16 protein-coding genes and 2 pseudogenes are annotated in these 24593 nt (G+C 31.9%); 5 read left to right on the forward strand and 13 right to left on the reverse strand.

Annotation, left to right across the window (positions count from 1 at the left end; translation table 11 throughout):
* Both HHO41_RS18580 and HHO41_RS18585 read right to left on the reverse strand, forming a co-directional pair.
* Positions 1-128: transposase (locus HHO41_RS18580; protein WP_211171229.1), on the reverse strand; the 128-nt coding region annotated here is incomplete at its 3' end.
* 359 nt (positions 129-487) lie between these two features.
* Positions 488-3265, reverse strand: a complete 2778-nt coding sequence (locus HHO41_RS18585) for an AAA domain-containing protein (RefSeq protein WP_169101474.1) — start codon at positions 3263-3265, stop codon at positions 488-490.
* A gap of 221 nt (positions 3266-3486) precedes the next feature.
* Here HHO41_RS18585 and HHO41_RS18590 point away from each other — a divergent pair, with 221 nt between their 5' ends.
* Together HHO41_RS18590 and HHO41_RS18595 are read left to right on the forward strand one after the other, a co-directional pair.
* Entirely contained in the window at positions 3487-4230 is a 744-nt protein-coding gene (locus HHO41_RS18590) for a hypothetical protein (RefSeq protein WP_169101475.1), read from the forward strand.
* A 430-nt stretch (positions 4231-4660) separates the two neighbouring features.
* Positions 4661-5137: a PAS domain-containing protein gene (locus HHO41_RS18595; RefSeq protein ID WP_169101476.1), complete on the forward strand. Its 477-nt coding sequence runs from the start codon at positions 4661-4663 to the stop codon at positions 5135-5137.
* A gap of 191 nt (positions 5138-5328) precedes the next feature.
* Here the strand turns inward: HHO41_RS18595 and HHO41_RS18600 are convergent.
* The 4 genes and pseudogenes from HHO41_RS18600 to HHO41_RS18615 form a co-directional block, all read right to left on the reverse strand.
* Positions 5329-6707, reverse strand: a pseudogene (locus tag HHO41_RS18600) (sensor histidine kinase).
* Positions 6704-7384 (reverse strand): response regulator transcription factor, encoded by a 681-nt coding sequence (locus tag HHO41_RS18605; protein ID WP_169101477.1) that lies wholly within the window; start codon positions 7382-7384, stop codon positions 6704-6706. Before HHO41_RS18605 ends, HHO41_RS18600 begins: the two are co-directional and overlap by 4 nt.
* 12 nt (positions 7385-7396) lie before the next feature.
* On the reverse strand, positions 7397-8077 hold the full coding sequence (locus HHO41_RS18610) for an ABC transporter ATP-binding protein (protein WP_169101478.1): 681 nt from the start codon (positions 8075-8077) through the stop codon (positions 7397-7399).
* 1 nt (position 8078) lies between these two features.
* A complete protein-coding gene (locus HHO41_RS18615) occupies positions 8079-9113 on the reverse strand; it encodes an ABC transporter permease (RefSeq protein WP_169101479.1) in 1035 nt (344 codons plus the stop codon).
* A 222-nt stretch (positions 9114-9335) separates the two neighbouring features.
* Between HHO41_RS18615 and istB the strand changes: the two are divergent.
* The 3 genes and pseudogenes from istB to HHO41_RS18630 all read left to right on the forward strand — a co-directional run bounded on the left by istB (position 9336) and on the right by HHO41_RS18630 (position 11258).
* A pseudogene (gene istB, locus HHO41_RS18620) lies at positions 9336-10068 on the forward strand (IS21-like element helper ATPase IstB).
* A 195-nt stretch (positions 10069-10263) separates the two neighbouring features.
* Positions 10264-11025: an ExeA family protein gene (locus HHO41_RS18625; protein ID WP_248278533.1), complete on the forward strand. Its 762-nt coding sequence runs from the start codon at positions 10264-10266 to the stop codon at positions 11023-11025.
* Positions 11022-11258: a DUF5348 domain-containing protein gene (locus HHO41_RS18630; protein WP_169101481.1), complete on the forward strand. Its 237-nt coding sequence runs from the start codon at positions 11022-11024 to the stop codon at positions 11256-11258. Before HHO41_RS18625 ends, HHO41_RS18630 begins: the two co-directional genes overlap by 4 nt.
* Positions 11259-11408: 150 nt before the next feature.
* Here the strand turns inward: HHO41_RS18630 and HHO41_RS18635 are convergent, their stop codons facing one another.
* The 7 genes from HHO41_RS18635 to HHO41_RS18665 form a co-directional block, all read right to left on the reverse strand.
* Positions 11409-11756, reverse strand: a complete 348-nt coding sequence (locus HHO41_RS18635) for a hypothetical protein (RefSeq protein WP_169101483.1) — start codon at positions 11754-11756, stop codon at positions 11409-11411.
* 1268 nt (positions 11757-13024) lie between these two features.
* Positions 13025-13822, reverse strand: coding sequence for a hypothetical protein (locus tag HHO41_RS18640; protein ID WP_169101485.1), 798 nt, complete (start codon positions 13820-13822; stop codon positions 13025-13027).
* A gap of 185 nt (positions 13823-14007) precedes the next feature.
* Positions 14008-14964 carry a hypothetical protein gene (locus tag HHO41_RS18645; protein ID WP_248278534.1) on the reverse strand — a complete coding sequence of 319 codons (957 nt, stop codon included), beginning with the start codon at positions 14962-14964 and terminating at the stop codon, positions 14008-14010.
* 15 nt (positions 14965-14979) lie between these two features.
* Positions 14980-18441 (reverse strand): hypothetical protein, encoded by a 3462-nt coding sequence (locus HHO41_RS18650; RefSeq protein ID WP_169101487.1) that lies wholly within the window; start codon positions 18439-18441, stop codon positions 14980-14982.
* Position 18442: 1 nt separating this feature from the next.
* On the reverse strand, positions 18443-19384 hold the full coding sequence (locus tag HHO41_RS18655) for a DUF4007 family protein (protein WP_248278535.1): 942 nt from the start codon (positions 19382-19384) through the stop codon (positions 18443-18445).
* A gap of 109 nt (positions 19385-19493) precedes the next feature.
* Positions 19494-23756: a hypothetical protein gene (locus tag HHO41_RS18660; RefSeq protein ID WP_169101490.1), complete on the reverse strand. Its 4263-nt coding sequence runs from the start codon at positions 23754-23756 to the stop codon at positions 19494-19496.
* Positions 23757-23768: 12 nt separating this feature from the next.
* Positions 23769-24593 carry a hypothetical protein gene (locus HHO41_RS18665; protein ID WP_169101492.1) on the reverse strand — a complete coding sequence of 275 codons (825 nt, stop codon included), beginning with the start codon at positions 24591-24593 and terminating at the stop codon, positions 23769-23771.

Here is a 24593-nt window from a genome sequence, read left to right on the forward strand (position 1 = left end):
TCTTTCAGATAATCTGAAATCTCATCGTTTACTACTTTTCTGCGATACTTAATGACGAAAACCAAGTGATAGTAGAGTAAGAACACTGAATGATTATTATTATCTAACTTTGTCAATACACTTCCCATCTAAGACTAATTATATCACTAGCACAAATAATATGCGAACATTCGTTCTTGAAACAGTGGGGTAATTATGCAAACCAAACATAAGATTTCAGCCTATCGGCTGACGGCAATTCATCTCCACCTGAATTGTTGGGCTTCGCCCGTAACACAAATCAGATGGAGTCTTCTTGCCGAAAAGGATAAAGAGTCGGAATAATGTACGACTTCTTTCTTCGCTAGCCCTTTACGCACTAATGGAGCTGATGACTTTGTTTCATCAGCCCTTTTACATTCAACGAAAAATGGAACCCTGGCTGGAGGATCCCATTTCTGTGTAGTTTTGCCAAAATATCACCGTATTTGATTTCCTTACAAACTCCTTATAATCTAGCAGTTACTACTTCCGAACCCATTTCTTCCTTGCAAGTATCCAAATGTAATAACTCAAGAAGTTTCTGTCTTAGCCGATCTTCCTCTCGACTCTCAGTTGTTTTCATCCTAATGATTGGAATATTATATTTGCGTAAAATATCATCTTTCATTTGATCTCTTGATAATTGGATTGGATTGTTGGCATGGAAGGCATGTCCATCTACTTCAACAACCAACACTGGCATTTTATCCAATTTGTTGAAAATAACAAAATCTGTATGGGTTAAAATATTCATCGCATACTTTCGTTCATCCCCGTTAAGTTTTGATGGGTCTTTAATCAGCATTCTTAACGGCTGATGGAGTACCCAGTCTAAGCTATGAAACTCGGGCATATTTAAAACCTTTTCGATTACAGCATTCATTAGATTTTCGGATTTGAATTCAGATACCCTTTTAGAACTCTTTAAAGTTTCTAATAATTTATTGGAATAGCTTTTGTAAAGCAGGTCAAATACAGAATAGATTTGGCTCTCAATTACTTCAAAATTATGATATTGAATATATCGAACCAAATCACCCACATTCGTTCCCTTCCACTCCTCACTTCCCTCTGAAACAACAACAATTAGCTTATCCACTGCTCGGGAAACGGCTACATTTATCAGATTAGGATTATCGGCGAAATCATTAACGCCGATTTCATTAGACACAGTGGTTAGAATAATAATTTCCCTTTCTCGGCCCTGATATTTATGTACAGTATCCGCTTCAATAGTCATTTCTCCTATTGTCTTTTGAAGTTCATTTGATTGTAGTCGATAGGGAGTAATAATACCTACTGATTGTCTTCTTACATCAATATTTTGCTCAGGAATAATTTCTTGGAAAACAACATCAATCTGACGTTGATTCATTTTCCCCCTTGCATGATTCCCTTTTGCAGTTTTATATAATAACAGAGGCTGATCTGTTTCACATTCAGTTGTTAAAACAATGAGTTCATTATGATAAAATTTTTGATTGCAAAATCCAATAATCTTAGGATGACAACGATAATGCTCTTTCAAAAGTGTTTTTGGTATGTTTTTGTATACGCTTAACAAAGAAGACAATATACTGTGATCAGCATAATTAAATGCTGAATACAAATTTGTTGATTCAAAAAGATTTCTTGCAATTTGAGCTGTTTCTTTAGTAACAACATTTGGAAGCTGCTTCATATCCCCCACAATAACGGCATTTTTTGCACATGATAAAGCCAATGCTCCAGTTACAATATCCACCTGTGATGCTTCATCTATGATAACGAAATCGAACAAGTAATTTTTTTCAGCACTATTTTGCAATGAATGAGTGGTACTTAAGATAACAGGGTATTCTTTGATAAATTTTGAAAAATTGTTCCAGAGGGCGTCAACTGTAAAAACTGTTCTGTTTTCAGCACATTTATATTTTGAAGCCAATTTTGCCTTTAATAAAGCCATCGAGCGTTGACTGTATTGCTTCATTTCTTGTTCAAAATTATAATTTTCTAGTTTAGTCGACAATGTTTCAATTTGCTTATTAATCTCGTGGATTTTTCTCTCATAGTATGTCTTTTGTAGAAAAGCAACAACCACTTCAGGTGGATATTTATAAATTTTAAAATTGAATATTCCATGGATAAGGAGATTGTAAACTTTATCTTTAAAAGTAATCTGTCCTTTGATCAAATTTTGTTCGTATTCTAGAAGTATTTTTAAAAGCTTCTCTGAGCTGTACCTTGAAAAAGCGCGAAAGTTTAAACTCTGGAAATTTGATTCATAAAAATATTGTTTAAAATAGTCATATTCTACTTTAAGATCAGAAAGTTCTTGTTTTAAAATAGCCCTTTTATTCTGATAACCTAACATTTCATTAAGTTTTATCTGAGAGACAACTAGTTCAGACTTAGCATTTTGAAACTCATCCCCAAGTAACGTCCACTCTTTCATTTCGGGAAATATTCCAGACTGTTCAGCAAAAAATTTTTCCTTATTTTCATTATTACCTAAATAGGCTGCAATGAAGTCCACACCATATTTTTGGAGCTTTTCAAGTACATTAGCTGTGGCTGAATTATTATTTGATACTACCGCAACTGTTTTGTCATTATAAATAGCATTCGCAATGATATTCAAGATTGTTTGCGTCTTCCCCGTCCCTGGAGGACCTTCAATTACACTAATCTGTTCAGTTAAGGCTTTTTCTGTGGCAGATTTTTGGCTTATATTAAATCCAAATGGGAAAATTGGAGGTGTTTTCGTGTTTTGTTTATTTAAAGGTTTCCCTTCTAAATATGCTGATAAAACACTACTGGTACTAACGGTTACAAGTTTATTATATTGCTTTCCCAAAAAGCTGATATCATCATCTAATCTCGTACTGACAATATTCGCTAAAGTCTTCAAATAATCAAAGGTATTTTTTGCATTGCCATTCTTTAAACAGGTTTCTTCAATTACTAAGCTGGACCTCTCATACACTTTTTTATATCCGGTTTTAAAGGTAACTTTTACAAACTCTCCAAAATCAAGGATTTTCACTACTCCCGTTATGGGTAAATTATTTTCATAAATGATGTAGGTTTCATGATTTAAAACCTTGCCGCTCTTATGCCATTTTACGTTTTGGAAATTATAAAAATAAACTTTACTATTATTTTTATATCGTATTTGCCAATTTCGATTTTCATATTGACATGAATCGATTTCTTCTGTTTTATCTACATGTTTTACAAGAATAAGATTGTCATCTGGATTCAAGGTTTGTTGTCACCACCTTTCCATTTTCGTTAATAATTGTAACATAGTTTGGCGAGGAATTTATCGAGTACCTCAAGTGAAAGCTGAATATGTCTGATCGCTCCCGAAATATTCAAACAAGTCTTACTAGTATGATTTGAAAAAATTACAAAACTATGTAAATATAATAATGACATGCTAGTTTTTCCAAATTTAAACAAAATTAGGGAGGAATGAGCAAGATGGATGTTATATTTTTTATTTTATCTTTTGTCTGTTTTATAGCCTTGATTATTGGAATTATCAAACCTCAGCTTGTGGTAAAATGGGGTAAACCAGAAAAAAGAAATAGAATGAACGTTTTGAAATATTATGGTATCGGGCTAATTGCCACCTTTATTTTATTTGGAATTACAATAGAAAGCACTGAAACACCAACTGCCAAAAGTCCTGCAACTAGTTCAGAAAAGGTAAAAAAGGAAGCTGAAAAAGAAAAAGAATTAACAGCAGAGGAAAAAGCTGCTGCTGAACAAAAAGCTGCCGAAGAGAAAGCCGCAAAAAAAGCCGCTGAAGAAAAGGCCGCAGCAGAGAAAGCTGAGGCTGATAGAGTTGCAGCAGAGAAAGCTGCTGCTGAAAAAGCTGCAAAAGAGGAAGAAGAAAGAATTGGGTATGAAACTGGCATTACATATGATCAATTAGCAAGGACCCCAGATGATTTCGAAGGAAAAAAGGCTAAGTTTACTGGCACTGTAGTTCAAGTTATTGAAGGTGACGGAGAAACTCAATTACGAATTGCGGTTGATGATAATTACGATACAATTCTATTTGTAGCGTATGATAGTGAAATTACCAGTTCTAGAGTTTTGGATAATGATACTGTCACTGTTAAAGGTGTATCTCAAGGTTTGATTACATATCAATCCACAATGGGTGGCGAGATTAGCATTCCGTCCATGCTAGTAAAACAAATCGAAATTATTCAGTAAAGAGCAACATAGTAAAACTATGAAAATCGAAAAGGACTGTTAAAGGTCATTTGACTTTTAACAGTCCTTTTAATATTAATTCATGAACAAAGCTTAATAGAAATGAAAACCACATGCATATTATTTTGTAATGTTATAATTTCATAGCTCATTTTTTCTCCACGCCCTCTCTTTCAGTATCATAACTTTCAAATTAAGCGGAATTTTTCCAACTAATTATCGAGCGAATAACCTCTTTCCCCAACTTTTTATAATTATTTGCAGTTCATGATCAAAAAACACCTTTTTGTGAGATAAATCACAATTCACTATCATTATTAATGCTAACATTATTAATGAGATTAGATAATAAACACCTAAAAGTAGAGGTCTTTTCACACTACTATTATATTCTTTTCATAAAGAGAGACTGCATAAAGGAGTGTTATGAATGTCTGAAAGTAAATTGTCAGAATTAATTAGTCCTGAGGCGATCATTAATTTTGAAACTGGTCCAATTAAAGCGAGCACTTTGGATTCAATTATCAATCTTTTACCATTTGAAATGGGCTTTTGCGATGCTAATGATATTTTCCGCTGGTATTCAAATAATCCAAACCGAGTTCATGGTCGTCGTAAAGAAGCAATTGGTCGACATGTGCTTGAACTTCACCCAAAATTGGCTCATCACGTTGAAAAGTTGTTGAATGATTTCCGTTCAGGAGCACGCGACGAGTGGGAATTTTGGTTTCCAAAACGCTCCGGAGAAGAAACTGGCCAAATTTACCAAAAATTTATGGCAGTACGTGATGAAAATGGACAGTACCTTGGTTGTATGGATGTCACCATTAATCTTGACTTTTTCAAAGGAAAAGAAGGTAAACATACCCCTGAAACGATTGACGAATTTAAAGCTTTAAAGTCTTGATAAAAAATACTATATCAGAGGTAATAACAGAATCATATAAATCATCAATATTTTAGTTAAACTATTATTGGGTCATAATTAATTCCTCCACATTGTTTTCTTCGCTGATAACAATGTTTACAATAGGAATTTATTGACTCTTTTTTTTTACACAAATATAACAATTTATAAAAATTGTAATTTGAGTAATTTTATCTAATTGGCAATTCCACACTAAAAGTAGTCCCTTCATTTTCTTTACTTCTTACATGGATACGACCGCCGTGCAAGTCAATAATCGTTTTGGCAATTGATAAACCAAGGCCGGTGCCCTCGACTATTCGTGTACGTGCCTTGTCAGCACGATAAAAGCGATCAAATATTCTATCTATTTCCGTATCATTCATCCCTATTCCCGTATCTTCAAAAATTACGATGACTTTCTCTTCTTTTTCATCAATAGATATTTCTATGCTTTCATTCGGTTTATTGTATTTAATGGCATTGGATAGAAGGTTATCCCAAACCGTATTCAACAAGGATGAATCGCCGAAAATCTCTATATCCGGCAAAAAGTAGCTAAGCATAATTTCCTTTTCACTTATTGACCATTGATAATTTCGCACTAATTCCTTCAATTGCTGTCCGAGGTTATATGTTTTTTCTTCATAAGTTCCTCATTTCTGTCTAAAGAGGCCAGAAGCAGCAATTGCTTTGTTAAGGTGGAAAGCCTTCTGATCTCACCGTTAATGATGGACACATATTGGAGTCTTTCTTCTTTGTTTATTGAATCAGTCTCTAATAGGTTTGTATATCCTTTTATATTAGACAGCGGTGATTGTATATCATGTGAAATATTCGAAATAAATTCCTTTCTCATTTCATCCATTTGTTCCAATTTTCTCGCCATTCGCAAGAAACTGTGGGAAAGATCCCCTAACTCATCATGGCGGGTCACTTCAAGTTTGACATTAAAATCACCCTCTGCCAGCGATTTTGTCGCTTTTGTCAGGTTAGTAATCGGTTTTACTAAATATTTTGTATTAATAACAACCATAATGATGGTTAAAGTAATCGCAATTCCAAGAATCCATCCAAATAAAATATGCATCTCGTTAATGAGGAATTTGATGTCTGGCCTGATAAAAAGTGCAAAAGATTTTCCTTTATATTTTAATGGAACGCCAATGGTATTATCTAATTCATTAGCAAAAAAGCCTGTAACAAATGTCCGCTTAGGAAAATGAAGCATGCCATGAAAAATTTTCCCATTTAATACATCCTGTTGAATTGAACCAGAAAGACTTTTGTTCCTGAAAGGTTCGCCCAAAAAAGTTCTGTTTCCGTGGTTATCTACCAGACACACTTGATAGCCAACTTTAGTAATGCTGTCCAAATACTCTGTCAAGCTTATATTTGGGTGACTTTCAGCAAAAGCAGCAATATCTAATGCGACTTTTGTGTTTTTATTATCATTATAGGGTTTTAGTTTCTGTTGATAATAGGTATTTGAAATAGCAAAAGCTAAGATAAAGCTAATAAACATCATTCCAATTGTTATGACAACAAATTTCACATAAAGAGTTTTCATTTACGTTGGACCTCCAATAAATATCCAACCCCACGTACTGTTTTTATTTGAAAATCATCCGTTAGTTTAGAAAAACGTTCCCTTAATCTTTTTATATGAACATCTACCGTTCTCTCATCTCCTTCATAGTCCAAGCCCCATATTTGTTCAATCAGGTGTTCTCTGGAAAACACTGATTTAGGATTAGAAATTAGATAAGTTAAGAGTTCGAATTCTTTTAACGGTAAGAGTAAGGTACGCTTCCCTACCTGAACTTCATAGCTTTTTTTGTTTATCACGGTAGAGCCAATTTGTAGTATGGAATCATCCAGCTGGTGTTCATATCTCCGCAACAATGCTTTAATCCGAAAAGTTAATTCTTTAGGTTCAAATGGCTTAACCAGATAATCATCCGTTCCGGCTTGAAAACCTTGCTCCTTATCCTCAATTTCACTTTTAGCAGTTAGAAGGATCACCGGAATATCATACTGGGTTCGAATCTCTTTCGTTAGAGAATAGCCGTCCATAAATGGCATCATCACATCCAATACGGCTAAATCGCATCTCGTTTTTTTGAGTAATTCTAACGCTTCCATCCCATCCTTTGCCTGGAATACATGGTAGCCTTGTTGTGATAAGTGAATATCGACAAGTTTTAATATATTTATATCGTCATCCACAATTAAAATTTTGGTCATAGCATGTTTCTCCTATACTTTTTGCAAGATTTGTCCATCATTCATTTTAATGATGTGGTTAGCAAATGAAAGCATTTCTTCATCATGTGTCACGATTAATGTGGCAATTTTTAGTGTCTTTGTTAACTGACGGATTAATGCCATCACATCTTTTGACCTTTTCGAATCCAAACTTGCAGTCGGTTCATCTGCAAAAAGAATTTTCGGTTTATGGATAAGCGCTCGAGCAATAGCAACCCGCTGCTTTTCCCCGCCGGACAATGAAGAAGGATAGGCAATTTTCCGATGGTCCATTTCAACTAATTTTAAAATGTTGTCGATTTCTTTTGTCTGTTCCCGTTTTTTTAACTTGGATTCAGATACATCCAACATAAGTAACAATTGCTCTTCCACTGTAAGAAATGGCACAAGGTGGGCAAATTGAAAGACGAAACCAAATTTACTGGCCCTGATTTTCCGAACTTGTTCCGCATTCATCGTAGTCAAGTTTTCCCCTTCGAACATAATTTGTCCATCTGATGCAGGCTGAAGTCCTGCTGCTATGGTTAGAAGTGTGCTTTTACCGGAGCCCGATGCCCCCACTAAAGCAGTTACCTCCCCCTCTCGAAGAAAAAGGTTCACTCCTTTAAGGATTTCTTCTGTCACTTCTCCATTTTTAAAAGTTTTTTTCACATTATCTATTTGAAATATCATTTTAAACCTCTCCTTGTTGAATAGCATGTAATGGTTGAACTGATTTTATTTGTAAGCCAGAAAGCGTTGCGCCAATAAATCCAATTATTATAAAGATGATCGACATTTGAACGGTTGTTTCAGTGGTTAAATGAAAAGGCATTCCTTTAGGTGCAACCATATTAAAAATTTGACTAAGGGATATGGAAAGACTAAGAGCAATGAAGGTGATAAACACCATTTGTATCCACATTATTTTAAACAGCGAACTTGTTTTGACACCAATTGCTTTAAGAATGCCATATAAGCCAATTTTTTGGACATTCATCATGTAAAAAAAGATGGCAAACAACATTCCACTGATGACCACTAAAAACCATATAATCATGTTAAGGGACATCTGTTCTGCCTTATAAGTCGAAATGGTTTGAAGGAATTGATTATTTGAGAATGTTTCCATACCGGAGAAGGTTGCTACTGTACCTCCTTTAGGTATAAAAATCAACTGCATTTCATCAGTCCGAAAAATTTCTTTATAATCCTCCATACTAATATAAGCTACAGATGCATGGCTGTATTTTTTGTTTTTCACAAAACCTTTTACAACAAACTTACCTTTATGTTGATTATTGGTTAAAGTATCTCCAATTTTGATACCTTCTTCTTCTAGTGAACTGTCAAGCACAATTTCCCCTTTTTCTACATTTTTAAACCACTTGGATTCGGTTGCTGTTACAAAAGCAACACCTAGCTGCGTCCCATCATGCTCATTCAAAAACCCCATTTGAATGGAAAATGCTGCGGCATCCTTTTGTTTGATTAATATATCATTTTGGAGCACATGGTCAATTCTAGACATACTAAAAGTTTGTTTGGCTTCCTTCGTCATATAAATTTGTCCATCCGGCAAATCTTTTATTAAACTGGCACTGTCCTGTGATAATCCATTGGCCAAACCCGATATGATAAACGTTAATAAACTAACTAGAAAAACAATAGAACCTAAAATCATAAATCTTGCTTTATTTTTCTTCATTTCTTTCCAAGCGACGTTCATCTTCATTCCTCCAATCTTTATTACATACTTAGTTTAAAGGCTGTATGTGAACGGAAGATGAATAGAAAATTACATTTGAAGAGACTTGTTAATAACTTAAATTGAGATTTTTATTTAGACTGCTTTGCCATAATGCACCTTTTTCTATAATCGGTTGAATCAACAAAAGAGAAATTCTCATGGATTCACTAGAGGTGCAGAATATTATGGGAGGAAAGAAAAATGACAAATGAAAGTACATTATCCAAATTACATGATATGCGCTTGAACGAGATGGCCGACCACCATAATGAACAATTGAAGAATAAAAAATTTACTGAACTATCCTTTGAAGACCGATTTAGTCTATTAGTTGATGCTGAATGGGCTAGAAGAAAAAATAATAAATTGGAGCGTTTAATCAAAAATGCTGATTTTCGTTACAATAATGCTTGTATTGAAGATATCGAGTATCATCCCGACCGAAAGTTAGATAAAACTCAGATTCTACGATTAGCTTCAGGACATTACATACAAGAAAAACACAATATAATCATTAAAGGGGCATCTGGAAACGGCAAATCTTATTTAGCATGTGCTTTTGGAGTAGCTGCTTGTAGACAGTTTTCTACGGTAAAATATGTTCGTCTACCAGATTTATTTGACTAATTAGCTCTTGCGAGGGGGGAGAAGGCATTTACCAAAAAGTAATGAAGTCTTACCGGAAGGTAAATTTACTCATCCTGGACGAATGGCTGCTTACTTCATTAACAGAAAGTGAAGCTAGAGACTTACTAGAGATAGTAGAAGCACGTCACCTATATTCTGTTCTCAATTTGATACACAAGGATGGTATGAAAAGAATGGGGAGGACACACTAGCTGATGCAATTTTAGATCGAATTATCCACGACTCCTACACAATATTAATTGACGGAGAAATCTCAATGAGAGAGAGACATGGATTAAAATATTAAACTAAATGCATAGCTACTATTACAAAATAGTGGCTATGTATTGTCACTACTGTCCCCCAAACTTGTCATTGATGGCTCAAAAATTTGGCATAAGCGGCTCTTTTTAATGGCAATATTCAGCTTTTGCGTGGATTACTGGTGCTATTGTGCGAAACCTGACAAAAATATCTGGTGATGTTTTTTCCCGAATGGGTGTTGCTCAAACACGAAACAGTGTTGCCCCAACAGCGAAATAATCAAGAAATCCTTGGAAGGCTAAAATATGCAGCCGATAGACAGCTTTTTGCGGTCCTAAGTGGAGATAGTGGTACAGGAAAAACGACGACAATCCGTAAGTTTGTCAACGGATTGGAAAAAGGAGAATTCCATGTACTTTATCTGTCCGATTCTAAAATAACGCCGCGCCATTTTTATAAAGGGCTGTTGGAACAACTAGGGTCTGAAGCAAAGTTTTATCGTGGGGATGCAAAACGGCAGCTTCATCGAGAGATTGAATTGATGAAAGGTATACGAGGACTCCAACCAGTTGTGGTAGTGGATGAAGCTCACCTACTGGACCGGGAAATGCTTGAAGAAGTTCGTTTCTTATTAAATTTCAAAATGGATTCGCAAAGCCCGATGGCGCTTATTCTCGTCGGTCAAAGTGAACTGTGGGATCGGCTTCGCCTGCAATCATACGCAGCTATACGTCAAAGAATCGATATCCAATTCCAGTTAGGACATCTCGATCGTTCTCATCAAGTTGAGGAATATGTATCTAGGCATCTTCGTTATGCCGGAGTTGATCAACCTATCTTTTCTGATGGTGCGATTGATGAAATCCATCAATTCTCTGGTGGTGCCGCAAGGCTCATTAATAAACTTTGTACACATAGCCTTTTATATGGATCACAAAATGGACGAAAAATCATTGATGACCATATGATTAAACAGGTTATCCAGGGAGAACTTTCATGAAAAGCCGCTGGAAAGAAATGAACTACAATGCTAAATTGGATTGTTGGATTGTGTTTTGGGGAGATAATACAGGTTATAAAATGCGTTGCGGTGAATGGTTTGACCTTCATCTAGGAAATGGGAAGACACTTTCCTGCCGATTGGAACTGGGCAGAGACTGGTACATCATAACCGGTCGAAATGAAGTTAGATTTTACCTTAAGAAAAATGAAACGTATTTGGTTGATATGTAAAATTCTAGGGGAAGCACAGGATTGCTTCCCTTTTATTCGGGACAATGAATCCGTCAGTTTACGGACAATTAGTAACGTCAATTTCGGGACATTATATAACGCCATTAACAATGTGGTACATTTCTTGTCAATATATTTAGTCAGCAATGTCTAATGGAATATTTCATGGGCCTTATTCATTTTCATAATATTGTAGATATTTAATAGTTCACGAACTTCATTTACATACTGCTCATATATCTCTAATTCAACATGGTTAAGACAAAGATTTCTTTTTCTAATCGAATTTTCAATTGATGATAGTATTAAATTTAGGGTAATATTTTTCTCTAGTAGAACTTCAAATAAATCATCTTCGTCAATCAATTGGAAATCTAATGTGATTTCTTTTAGGATTGTAAGCATCGCAATTCTTAAATCCTGTTCCCTAATAATTTGCTCATTTAATTGTTCTAATAAGGTTTTTCCATCTCCACCACACATATTACATTCAAACATCTTTCTCTACCTTCTTTATAAAATTTTTATAAGAATAGGCTATTTTTTATGCGAAGTGGTTTTTTTATAATCTTCTAAAAATCATAATATATGCAAACTAAGAGTATATCCATTACAAGATAACAAGAAATTGTTTAATTATGAAGGCTGTTTGAGCCATGATGTGGAGTTTGAACCATTGAATGCAAATGTTTGAGCCAATAAATGCGGAACGGAAATCCACAATCATTGTTCTACCATATATTAGCCTAAAGGCAATTTCCTCCACCATTGGCTTTACTTTAATCCGTTTTAAAGAACAATCACAGAACTATAATAATTAATGCCTACTCCAGCGTGATAACACGGACAACCAATTCTAAGAAGGGACAACGACTATTCCGTTTAACCTAATGTAAAGATGGACATAAAAAATCATTGGCAAGTAGCTCCGCGTGGATTAGATGCACTTCTTTATAGTACAATTTATATTTAATGGTTTACAGTCCAGTAACTGATACCTCAAAGCCGAGTGTAAGAAGCTATTTTATACGCAATAATCAATTCTTTAAAATTGTAATAGTTACATTTATATTTTAATATATTTTATTTCATTTTAAAACTAATCTGAGTCATCAATCAAATATTTGAATTTCACTTTAAATGATTACAGTCATTTAAATGTACCACTACTGCCATTGTTTTTACCACTAAACGACTTGAGGTTTACCAAATAATTACAAAACATTTACCACAGCAATCTTTCTGGGGAAAGGAGGAGTAAATCTATAGTTTGGGGGAGTATCAAAAATGATTAATAGAGAACACCATTTGTTTTTCTACCTTATAATAACCAAATACTAATGATATAAAGTGTCCGTAGTTTGACGGAGATTATGATCGACATGTTATGAAATTTTAGGGGAAGTTAAAAATGGTTTCTGATTCTTATTTTGTATAACCACGACTGACAGCAATAAATATACTGTGCAATAAAAGCTGGTAGTCCTATTTCTGGAGTGATTACTGAAAGCTTACAAAAGCCTAATTCCACGTTTAAAAAAAGGATTAGGCTTTTTCAATTCAACATCTCAAAAGTTTCTCTATTTGTAACTGAGTTGATAGGAAGTGGTAAATTCCATAGAAACTGATGGTACAATACATGGCATAAGTGGTAATTTCTTGTGACTCTAATCACACCTTGTAATTCTCTTATGTTTTTCTAAAAAAAAATTACTATCTCTTCACTTTTCGAAATGATTTCTAAGCTATAAGCCTTTTCATTATCATTATGAGATTTTATAAGTAATTTTAGACTCCTCAATGAAACAACCACATCCTCCAAAATCAAAAAGGTCAATTTCTTTACTTTCTTCTTCAATTTCCTCTCTTAACTTTCTTAAAGTTAATCCATAGGATCTATTGTTCTTTTGTCTTCTTAGTATTGAAACCTCCTTCCCTAAAAATTTAATCATTTCTTGTTCCATTTCTTCATGATATAAAAAACGTTCTGGCATTGTATCATACAATTTTTTAAAATGTGCTTGTCCTGCTTTTACACAAAATCCTCCACAATTATTATGAGAGAAACCGAACTTATATAAGCGAGGGACAGTGATTCCATCTCTATTTAACTCATCAAACATTTCAAGCTTCGAATAGTATGGAGATTCACATAAAGGGGCTTTGATTTTATAAGGAAGCCAATTTTTTTTTATTTTTTCAAGCCTATGAATTTCCATCCAGTCTATTCCCACATATAATTTTACCTCTTCAGGTTGAAAATTGCTAATAATCCATTGTCTAGCTATCTCTTGTTTTAACACCCTAGTACAAGGTGCAATCCTTGAATTCCCTAAGTATTTCACATCTTTAAAAACTTGCCAAACATCTCTACCCTCACAAAGTCGAACAAAAGTTGCCCCAATCTCCTTTATAGTTTGATCAATAAATCTATACAAATCTTCATCTTCTGTTAACGTATCTGAAAACAATAGTATTATATCTCGAATGTTTTCCTTTTGTGCAACTCTCTTAGCAGCCATGTAACTTCCAATTCCGCCTGAATACATAACTACATGTTTCATTTAAAACATCATCCTCCTCATAAATCAGAACTAACGTTCCCTTTTATTATATGCAATATCCCTAATTTAGAAAATACTTATCATAGATTATTCATACAAATATTCTTAATAAAACTTTCTTCCAACTTAAACGGAAATTTTTTCCTTAAAAAAACGAACCCTCAAAAGAGGGTTCGTTGCTGATATCAAGAAAAAGAACAAACACAAGGAATAGTCTCATCTTTTGCAAATAGATAATTTTCAATTCCTTCACGTTCCATATCTTCTCTAAATTGTTTTAAACTATAGCTAGTGCCATTTCTTTTTAATATAGTAACAAATTTTTCTTTGTTGAAATGTTTATTAAAGCGTTCTTCCATTTCCTCTTGTGCTTTATACTGGTCTGGCCATAGTGCGTAAAGTGTAGCATAATGTTGCAAACCACCCCTTACACATCTACCCCCGCAATTAGCATGAGAAAAACCATAAATTTCATTTTCAACTAATAATTTGGCATGTGGATTATTTTCTTTTTCATCCTTTTCAATTGCAATAGTATACATACGAGGTAATTTAATTCCCCATTCGTTTTCAATTATTCCCTTAGCATCAATATCTTTTCGATGCGTCTCAATTAATGGAAAACGAGATTCAATTGGCTCTAGCGGGAAATGTTCATAGAAAGATCTAATTCCAGCTGCTTTCCTAATATTCTCGTCTCTGCTTTCAGGGGTTATTAATATACTTTCATCGTGCGTAAGTTCTTGATTACTTCTACGTTGTTTTTCATGTGGTGCTATACCAAAATAAAGAATTGGCTCTAAATTTTCTATATCTCTAAGTTCTTCCATATAAATTAAGGTTTGTCTAACTTTTAACTCTTCAGAACATTTTGCTAATCTCGAATTCCCTAGAAATTTTTGCTCAAAGAAAACATCCTCCGGAGTTCTACCGTCTATAACTTCGGTAATCTCTATACCAATATACTCTGCAATGTTTTCCATAAATCTATAATTATCGTCGTCTTCCCACATCGTATTAGTGAAAAAAAGTTTACAATTTTCTTTACCATGGGTTTGAACCATTTGATAAGCAACATATGCGCTACCTGCACCACCAGAGAACATTGCTATATGAACAGGTTTACGATTATTTTCAGACAATCAATTCACCTTCTATTATTCAACATGTTTTTCAAACAATTTGTAAATCATGTATTCAATTTCCTTTTTAGGGATACTTTTCCCACCATTTTGAATCATTCTGTTTACATTTTTATAAATTGTTTCTGCTTTTGGAGATAACTTAACTTTAGATATTATTTTCTTTTTACCTGAAAAATCAACGGTGATAAATTGGTCTTTGATACTACCTTCTTCTATGTTCTCTATAAAATTTATAGCATCATGATAATCATTGGAAAGTTGATTAAAAAATAGATTATTAGTTGTATCTGACCAGTCTCTTAATTCAACACCAATATAATTTTCAATAAATTTGTTAAGCCAATTAACATTATATAATCCTAATAATACTTTAATTAACTTATTATTTTTTTTAAAATATTCGTGCCTAGTTGTTGCCCAAACCTTGAGAGAATCAAATGTCTCTACTTCACAAATATCAAAAATATTTGTTAACAGGTTATCTTTGAAAATATCAAGGTATCTCTCAGCATATATTTTTAACAAAAATAATTTATCTCTATTATTGTTTTTAAAAAATTCATGATAAATATCTGCAATACTTTCTTGCGGTTTAACTTCTGTTTTTCTTATTAAATCCCTTAATACCTTAAAATCAGTTTCTGTTTCATCAGTTAATTGGGTTAAACGTGGTAGAGATCTTAACCATTTTAATAAAGTACCACATGTTTTTATCAATCTTGATTTTCCATCAAGTCTTTCTTCGATATGATCCTTAAAGACTTCCTCAATATAACTGAAAAATTCAATATATTCTTCATCAAATTTTTCGTAAACATAGTGATAATTCTCTGGTCCTTCTTCGTATAATATCTCAAATAATATGTCCCCATTTAAACCAGAAATATACATTTCATTTCTGTATAACATAAACTCATTCCATCTGTCCCTAAGCATTGAAACCAATAAAATAGGAATTATTGGTTTTCTAATACCAAACGGAGTATTAGTAAAAATATTTAATATATCTGCGAATGAACCCTTGGGGTTAGAATCTAATAATTTTATTAGTTTATCTCTAATTAACTTATAAGATTGGTCCTCGATATTTTTATAATCAAAAGTATTTACGTTTTTATACAAGTTACCATTTCTTTTAAAAATGGAAGCAAAAATTGCATAATCAGGACCATTCCCTTCAATACCAAAATACTCTTCCCTAGGTGAAGTTATGATGCTATTAACTACTGATATTGCAGCTTTCCTTTGTGCAGATGTAATATTTATTCTATTAAAGGAATCATTAAGTATTACAGGAGTATGAGTATATATCTCAAAACAAATCTTGGATAACAAATTTGACAATGAAATTTTGTTTTCTACTCTAGTTTCTGTTTTATTTGTAATCCAAATTGTTTTTCCATCAAATTCTGTGATAACTGATAAATACTCTGAAACAACATGACTAACCTCTTTAGACATTAAAATTAATTCTTCTTTGATCCCTTTATCCTCAGCTAGCAAAGATTTGTCGTTTAATAAGTCAAGGATAATAAAGCTCTCTAATAAGTCATCCATAATTGTACTTAATGGAACTGAATGTATGGCAAATATAACGTTTTTTTTCAAACTAAGAGAATTTATTGTATCTTTAATTTCATTTATTTCGCTATTTTCTCTTGGGAGAATATATATGATGGTAACATCTGATTTGTTAATTACTTCAACATTCAACCGTGATAACTCGTTACCTAAAATTAATTCAACTTTTGCAAATCTCGTCATTTCTTTTACGTCATTATATTCTTCAGGGAAGAAATACTTACTTTTTAAATTTTGATTTAATATTGAAAGTATATCATTATGCTTTAAATCAATTTTATTTTTTCTTTTTTCGATTCTTTCTTGAAGATTAATAGCACTTCCAGTATTAACTTCCCAGTAGTTATTAACTCTATTAAATCTGATTACTTTATGCTCTGACAATTTTTTTGTTAAAGGTAAAAGTTCAGACTGATCTTTTTCCATAGCAAAACTTAAAAAATCATTTGAGATTTTCTGTTCATTCTGTAAACCACAAATATTCCATAGGGTAATAAATTTCAATGTATTAATCCCTAGTTGTCTATATTTAATATCATCTGGAACTCTTGCTAATGCCTTTTTGTACATTAATAAATGTTCTCTAATCTCATAATCAACATCTAAATCATTTAAATCAGGGAAAAAATAATCAAATAACTGATATGGCTTATAATAATCATTGGATTTATACATATGATTTTTAAGCCCACCGGTTTCTTCACTTTCAAGAAATGTAAATAACGTTCTCTCATTCTGCCCAAAAACTCCTGATAGATTTGGTAATAAAAATAGAGAAACAGGATGCATTGGATACATAGCTTTTATAATTTTCTCTTCTCTATCTATTGGATTAAGACTTGGGAAAAGAGTGAAATTCTTCATCTTATCCAAAGTAATATTAAATTGTTCTTTGTTGATTGAGGGTTTATTAATAATATTTTCAGTTAATATTACTTCAGCAATTTTTAAGAAGGTAATTTGATCACTTGAAATATGATATTGGGTAAATCTCTTCTCTATTCTTTGAAATTCCTTTGAAACTTCACTACTTCCTTTAAAATATTGGCGTAAACTTTTATGAGTTATCAACAATAACTGTAATGTATTACTGCGGCTAACAATCTCTGCAAAATCCTGAATATCCTGCATCGCTTCATTTAGTTTTGAAGGTTCTAATCCCTGTAAAAATCGACCAAATTCATCATAAATGATAAATACCCCTACATTTTGCTCTTCAAGTTTCTTTGATAAGAATTCCATTTGAGTTATAATATCGTCATTATAACCAATTTCAAAGGATGCTCCCGAAGTTAAAGAGGGATAAAGTTTAGAAAAAAAGACTATTTCCCCTTCATTTTGATTTTTAATTTCTAATAGCCAATTTTCAATGTCTTTCCCCTTACTATCTAACGCTTTTACAAAGATATCATAGGTATGCGGGTAATTTTCTTTCCATTTGTTTATTGAATCAATAATCTTCTCACTAATTCCTGGAAGAATTATATCGATATCAATTGTCTTTTTTAGTGTCTTAATAATACTAGAAAGTATTGAATCTCTAAATCTGCCTTCATTTCCTGTTAACAATACAGGTATATATTTGCGATTTAATTTATATACACTTTCAATTTGTCCTGCGATATAATCATCGAAATGTTGAAATTTATTGATAAGTTTCTGTATTTCAATAGAAGGAGTTGATTCAGAAACGATACTACTCACTACAGTTGCTAATAATGACTTTCCTGTTCCATATGGTCCTATAACAATATGTGATCTATTGGCATTATTTTCAAAACCGTTTAATATACCCTTTAGCGCTTCAGTATGTGAAGGACTAGGAATATAACTTCTAATAAACTCATCATTTCCTACATCAAATTTTATATTTACACTAGTTTTTAAAGCCATTTTAGACTGTCACCCTATCTAATGAAAATCCGTACTCATAACATAAATACTCTAATGCAGAAATTTTTGGTAATCGAACATTATCCAAATTATTAGTTCTAACATATTCTAATGGGAATTTATTATGATTTGTTAAATTATTAAGAATCTCTATTGCTTTGTTTCTAGAAAGATTAAATATTTTTCCCCACAAATATCTTTCATTTAGAATTTCCTCGAGGCTTATAAGACTAACCTCATGTTCCTCTCCATATTTTAAGAGTATATAATATAATGTAACTATACCAATGTCATTAATATCAGGGGTAACTTTAAGAACATTCTCAACTCCCTCTTCAGAGGGCTCTTCTTTTAAAAGGTTTAATTTAGTAAATGGACTAAAAATAAAGTCTTCGGGATCATTTTCTTCAGATCTCTTAGTGTAAAGCTGAACTAAACAATCTATATCTCTTTTCAAAGATTTTTGAGAAACTGATTTATCATTACTGTATACCCAATTAGTAAAAGCTCTTAATAAGCTATCCCGCTGTGTAATGGTCTCCTTAAAATCATTAAAGTACCAATCAAAAACAGTTGCTAAATCATTTTTGTTTCTCACTAAGTTATAATGCAATAATGATACCGTGTCATTTTTTTGTAACAACCGATCTTTATGGTATATTAGTTTACCTAAATCCGTTAATAAATGTTCAGTTTGTTTGTTAGACTTTTCTTCATAAATTACTTCTGTTGCAACCATCCAAAAGCGTAATGATTGAACCATATTTTTCCCTAAACCGATCTCTTCGGGACTATCATCCTCATAAAAAAATCTTGTTGAATTAATAATCGCCTTTAAACCCTTACTAATCCATTTATCCCTTAAATAAAAACTTTGATGTCTTGCGTAAGCCATAAATAAACTTCCTTTCACAACTTCTGGTAAACCATCTCCAGTAATCATTATACACTAATCAAACTTTAAAGGTAAGTAATATTCTCATATTTTCGAACACTAGTTCGTTTTGGTGATGAAATATAAAGCATCTAGGAATAACCTAGATGCTAGTAATTTAATTACTCTTACTATAAAACCTACGATTCAATTCTTCTATGCAGAAGAACTTCTGTTCCTCTGTAAGGTTATCAAACAAACTGATTACAGCGTCAACAGATAATTCATTAAGCCTTTGTATCACTATTTCGTTAAAAGCTTTTAACTCTTTCAAAGAATTTTCATTTAAGAAGGTTGGGACAACTTTTGTTTGTTCTAACCAAGTAGAACAGTCAGTTGCATCCCAAGATTTTATATTTGAATGAATATTAAGATACCTTGTTACCCATTTATCTTCGAGTAAATTAATTTTTTTTATATAATCTTCCTTCAAGAATTCTATAATAGGTAAAAAATCAATATCAGATTCAAAATCTGACCATTTTTCTGTTAAATTGTCAATTTCAATATAAAGATCATTTCTATTCTCCTTATATTTATTCAAACTGTTTATTTCATTTAAGAAGTTTTGTAAGTGATTTGCGGCTACTTCAATACCTTCACGATCTACCTCATTAATAGATTTTCCTAAAAGATTTTTTGCGTTAGTAAGAAAATTATCACAATCATCTACACTTCTTAATTCAAACATAGAGTCATATATACTTGATATTTCCTTAGCAAGATTATCTATAAAATTTTCAATGAAGTTTACTCTTGTTTCAACTTTCTCAATAAATTCAACCATATGCTTTTTTTCTACTTTATCATTCTTTAAAAGTTCAAGAATATCTTGACCAGCATGCTTCATATTAACTAATTCATCATATCCTGACGAATTATTTGGTTTGTTGTGTTTTAGATAGTTTTCTACAGTTTCATTAATATTTTCTAATTGTTTAATAATGTTTAAATTGTCGAGAATATCTTGGAGTTTAGATCTAAGTTTACGTGCTTCGTGTTTATAATCATATTTTGTAAATGAATCAATTAAATGATTGACCCATTTTTCAAAGCCAGAAACTTGTGCATAACTTTGACATCGTAGTTTATTCAACCATCCATCGAATTCTTTATTTATTAAGCTATGGCATTTCTCTGTCATAATATTAGCTTCTTCAATATGTGATGAGTTGTACACATATCTATTGGAATCTTGTACTGCACCCTCAATATTACTACAAGTATCTAATACCTCAAAAATCTTTTTAAAGTCTAAATCTCTACTACCATTTGATAATTTTAATCTTAGCTCACCAAAAATAAGTCTGTTACTTTCAAATAATTTTTTTCCTTCTCTTAAAATTAGCTCAAGATTCATGATTTTATCTTCTAGTTCCTCTGGAATATCTTCTTCTAGTTTTAATTGCTCAAACTCTCTAGCTAATCCTGGACACTTATCAATGTCGTTATTACGTTCAACTCTGTTATATAAATTAAGATATCGTCCAGCCAACTTATCAGGATCTACCTTTGTTAAAGTTGTCTCAAATAACGCAGTAAAATCCACTTTTTTATCCAAGAATACTTTATTACCCCATTCCTCCAAACGCAGCCTTTGCCCGTTAATATCCACTCTAATTTCTATTTTTCTTTGGATGAGGTAAGTAGCTAACAATAATGCCAACGCAAAATCATTTATTCCATATGGAGGTTTCTGATACTTTTCGAAAACCTTGTCAATAGTCATAGTTTCATTAGCATTAATTAGGTCATCTATATCTTCAAATATTTTTCTAACCTTTAGATTTGTTGGTGATACAAATTGGTAATCATTATTAAGTATCCCCCATGAGCCCATTCTGCCTTCAAAAAGCACTGTTTCAATTCTATTTTTTATTTCGGTTGTTTCAGAATGAATCAATTGAAATGCTGCACCAGATAATATTAATTTACCAATTCTTGATAAATTCTTTTTTGCTTTTCCTAAAGATTTATTTGAGAATTCCGTAAATGGAAATGGAATAACATCAGGATATAATTCATCAAACAAAGCATCAAAATACAGTTTAGGCCTTTTATTTGTCTTTTCTAATCCCGATTTTGTAATAATAATCCGATTTGCAACAAGTTCATTAAATCGATCTTTAACGTTTACTTCTGTCTTATACTTAAAGTCAGGAATAAACTTACTATACTTAATTTTTTCTTGTTCTGTAAAAAGATTTGATAATTGAAAATCAGTTAATGCGTCAGAAAATTTGTTTTCTTGATCATCTAATGCAAAAAAAGCAATTGGCATATTTTCAATATTAAATCTATCTAGTAATTTAGTAACAGATGATAATTTTTCAGACTCAAAAAGAGATGGAATATATATCCAAACTAATCTCCCTTTAGCTTTTTCTGGAGCTGTTGAGTACTCGAAATCATTTATCATGTTTAACAGATATGATTTATTAATATCATTTATATGAACAATTTGTTGTTCAAATTGCCATTCACTTGTACTAATTTGATTTTTCCTACCAAATGAAGTTTCTATTGTATCTAAAGGAAGAATTTCATTAGAAATACTATCTAATACAAGACTGATATTAATATCTAATTTTCTACGTTTATTATTAACTAACCTCTTAAAATCATTTATTCCAGTTGCATCTGCAATAAAATCAAACACATTTGCAATCTCATCATAACTAATAACTCCATATTCATGCTCGAGTTCGTTAATTGCCTTTTCAATTTCAATATGACTTAAATTTGTTGAATATTTTAGTGCTTGTTTTGTATCTTCAATAGATTTTGTTTTAAATCTCCCAATTCTAACGATTAAGTTTGCTGCTAATACTTCTTTATGTCTTTCATCGAACTTATCACCATATTTAGTTAGAATTTGATTATATAATATACAATATTCACTCTGTTTTCGCCCTTCTTGTTCTGCTACCAATAATTCTTTAAAAAATTCTGATCGAATTATAGTAGTAGCAGGAATAAGTGGTAGATCACCGAATTCATTAATTTCCATATATCCAAATTGCTCTATTTGTCTATCTAAAAAAGTTAAAGATGATCTTTGCTGTAACCAAGAAGATAAATTTGATAGCATCCAAGAAGTGAGTGGATGTAGCGGAAAAATACCTTCTAGAACCACTTTTTTAAAATGTAAATATTTTCCCCAAACACTAGACGTAATTGATTGTGGTTGCCACGATACAAAATCTTGATGAAATTTAACCCAGTTATTAGTTTGCTTTTCAAATTTATCTGCAATTAAATTTTTAAACTTTATTGGGTCTGTTCTTTCTATTAAATTAGCAAAAATAGTTTCTAAGTTTGAAGAAAGATGTATTTTTTCACTTGCCTCATATCTACCAATATAACGATTGATATTAGCAGTTCTATCTACACGAGACAAGTATGATTTCAAATCTGATTGTATAAAACCAACAAAAATGATTTTATCTCCGCTATCTTGCACAGCCTCATAAATTTGTTGCAAAGCAGAATCACCAGCTCTTGTTGGGTAAGACGAGGCATATTCTATATATCTTCCAAATTCATCAAATAGTACTATTACTTTGTTGAATTTCCCTCTATCTCCACACACTGTATCTGCTATCTTGGTTAAAACATCACCTGCAGATACCCCTTCATCCCAACGGATGTATATTCCGTTAATTTGAAAATATACTGTATTAATAACTTCAAACGCATCAGCATCCTGGATAATATTTCCAACTAAATAAGCTTTTAAATCATCGTACTTTATTTCTTTTAATATTTCATTTGCATATTTATAATATAATTCTTCATAATTCTCAAATGTGTTATTAACAAAATTTCTTGCAATATCATAAGATTTTGTTAAGGTTTTTAAAAAATTATCATTAACATTATGGAGCTTTAATACTTTTTGAGTGGCATTTAGAATTTCATAATTAAGGTTAAAATCTTTCATACCATTAAGTACAAGAACAATATTAGGTTTTAATGAGTATCCATTTAATTCAGCAGCTAAATCAGAATCTACTTTTCTAATATTATTTATTATTGATTTCTGTAAAGAATCATCACGACTAAATAAACTTGCTAAAGTTACTGCTAAATGGGATTTACCTGTCCCATAAGGGGCGATTGTCATAAAAAAATTTGAGTCTGAGCTCTCTCCATATAATTTATTTGCAAGTATATTTGTAAATGTCGCTGTGTCAACTAATCTATGACTTTTAAAAGTAATATCATCTTCATTTACTCCAAAATATTCAGGACCATGAAAGACAAAACTCTTTGATACCTCTTCTTGCTTTTCGTGATTATAATACCAATCAACCTGTACAGCACCGTTAAAATATAATTCCTTTTTAAAACGAATTAAATCTTTTAACTGTTGTTTCATTATTAATCACTCCTAAATTAGAAGACTATAAATTTTTGATAACAAAGATTTAGATGATATTCGTTTTATATAAGTTACCGGTGACAATTGTCGGTTTATTACAATAACTCTTTCTTCTCGCAGTATTTCTAAAGTTTCATTTATACTTGCTTCATCCCATAAAAACGGATTTCCAAAACCTATTTCATTAATAAGATTATTATGTGTTATCTCACTTTGATTAGGTAATAATTGTTCCCAATTACTAAGTAATAAATAACCATATAAAAATTTATAAGATTTATTAACTTTATGGGATTTAAATATGTATTTCTCCTCCAATATTTCCAATAATTTAAGATCACCAAAACATCTGTCTTCTATATAACATGTCCGAAAAGGAGTGATATTTACATCTTTTCCATCAAAGTATTTATTCAAAGTCGACTTCAAGCTATTATTTGTGAGTACAAGACCATATGTCTTTATTACTACGTTATAAATATAAGACCACATTTCTGCTTTTGATGTAATACTAGATAAATTACAATGACACAAATAGTTTGTTAATTCTTCAATAAAATATGGGTCTTCCTCACTTACTACTTGTCCAAGTGGTGTAAGTGATATTTTGAATGTTGCTCCATCCTTCTTAACACAAATTAACCCCATTGCATTAGCATAATTTATATGTGGCACTACTTTTCCAGATCGTTTTCCGGTAGGTATTGATGTTAATTGAGATATCTCTTCTTTTGTATAAAAATCATTAAAATTGTTAGAAGCGAATTGCACAATTTGTGCAATCGCTTCTTTTTCTGGTGCAAATGATTGATGAAAATTTAATGGGAATTTCAC

This window comes from Bacillus sp. DNRA2 (assembly GCF_012843265.1).
In the GTDB taxonomy this organism is placed as follows: domain Bacteria; phylum Bacillota; class Bacilli; order Bacillales; family Cytobacillaceae; genus Bacillus_BU.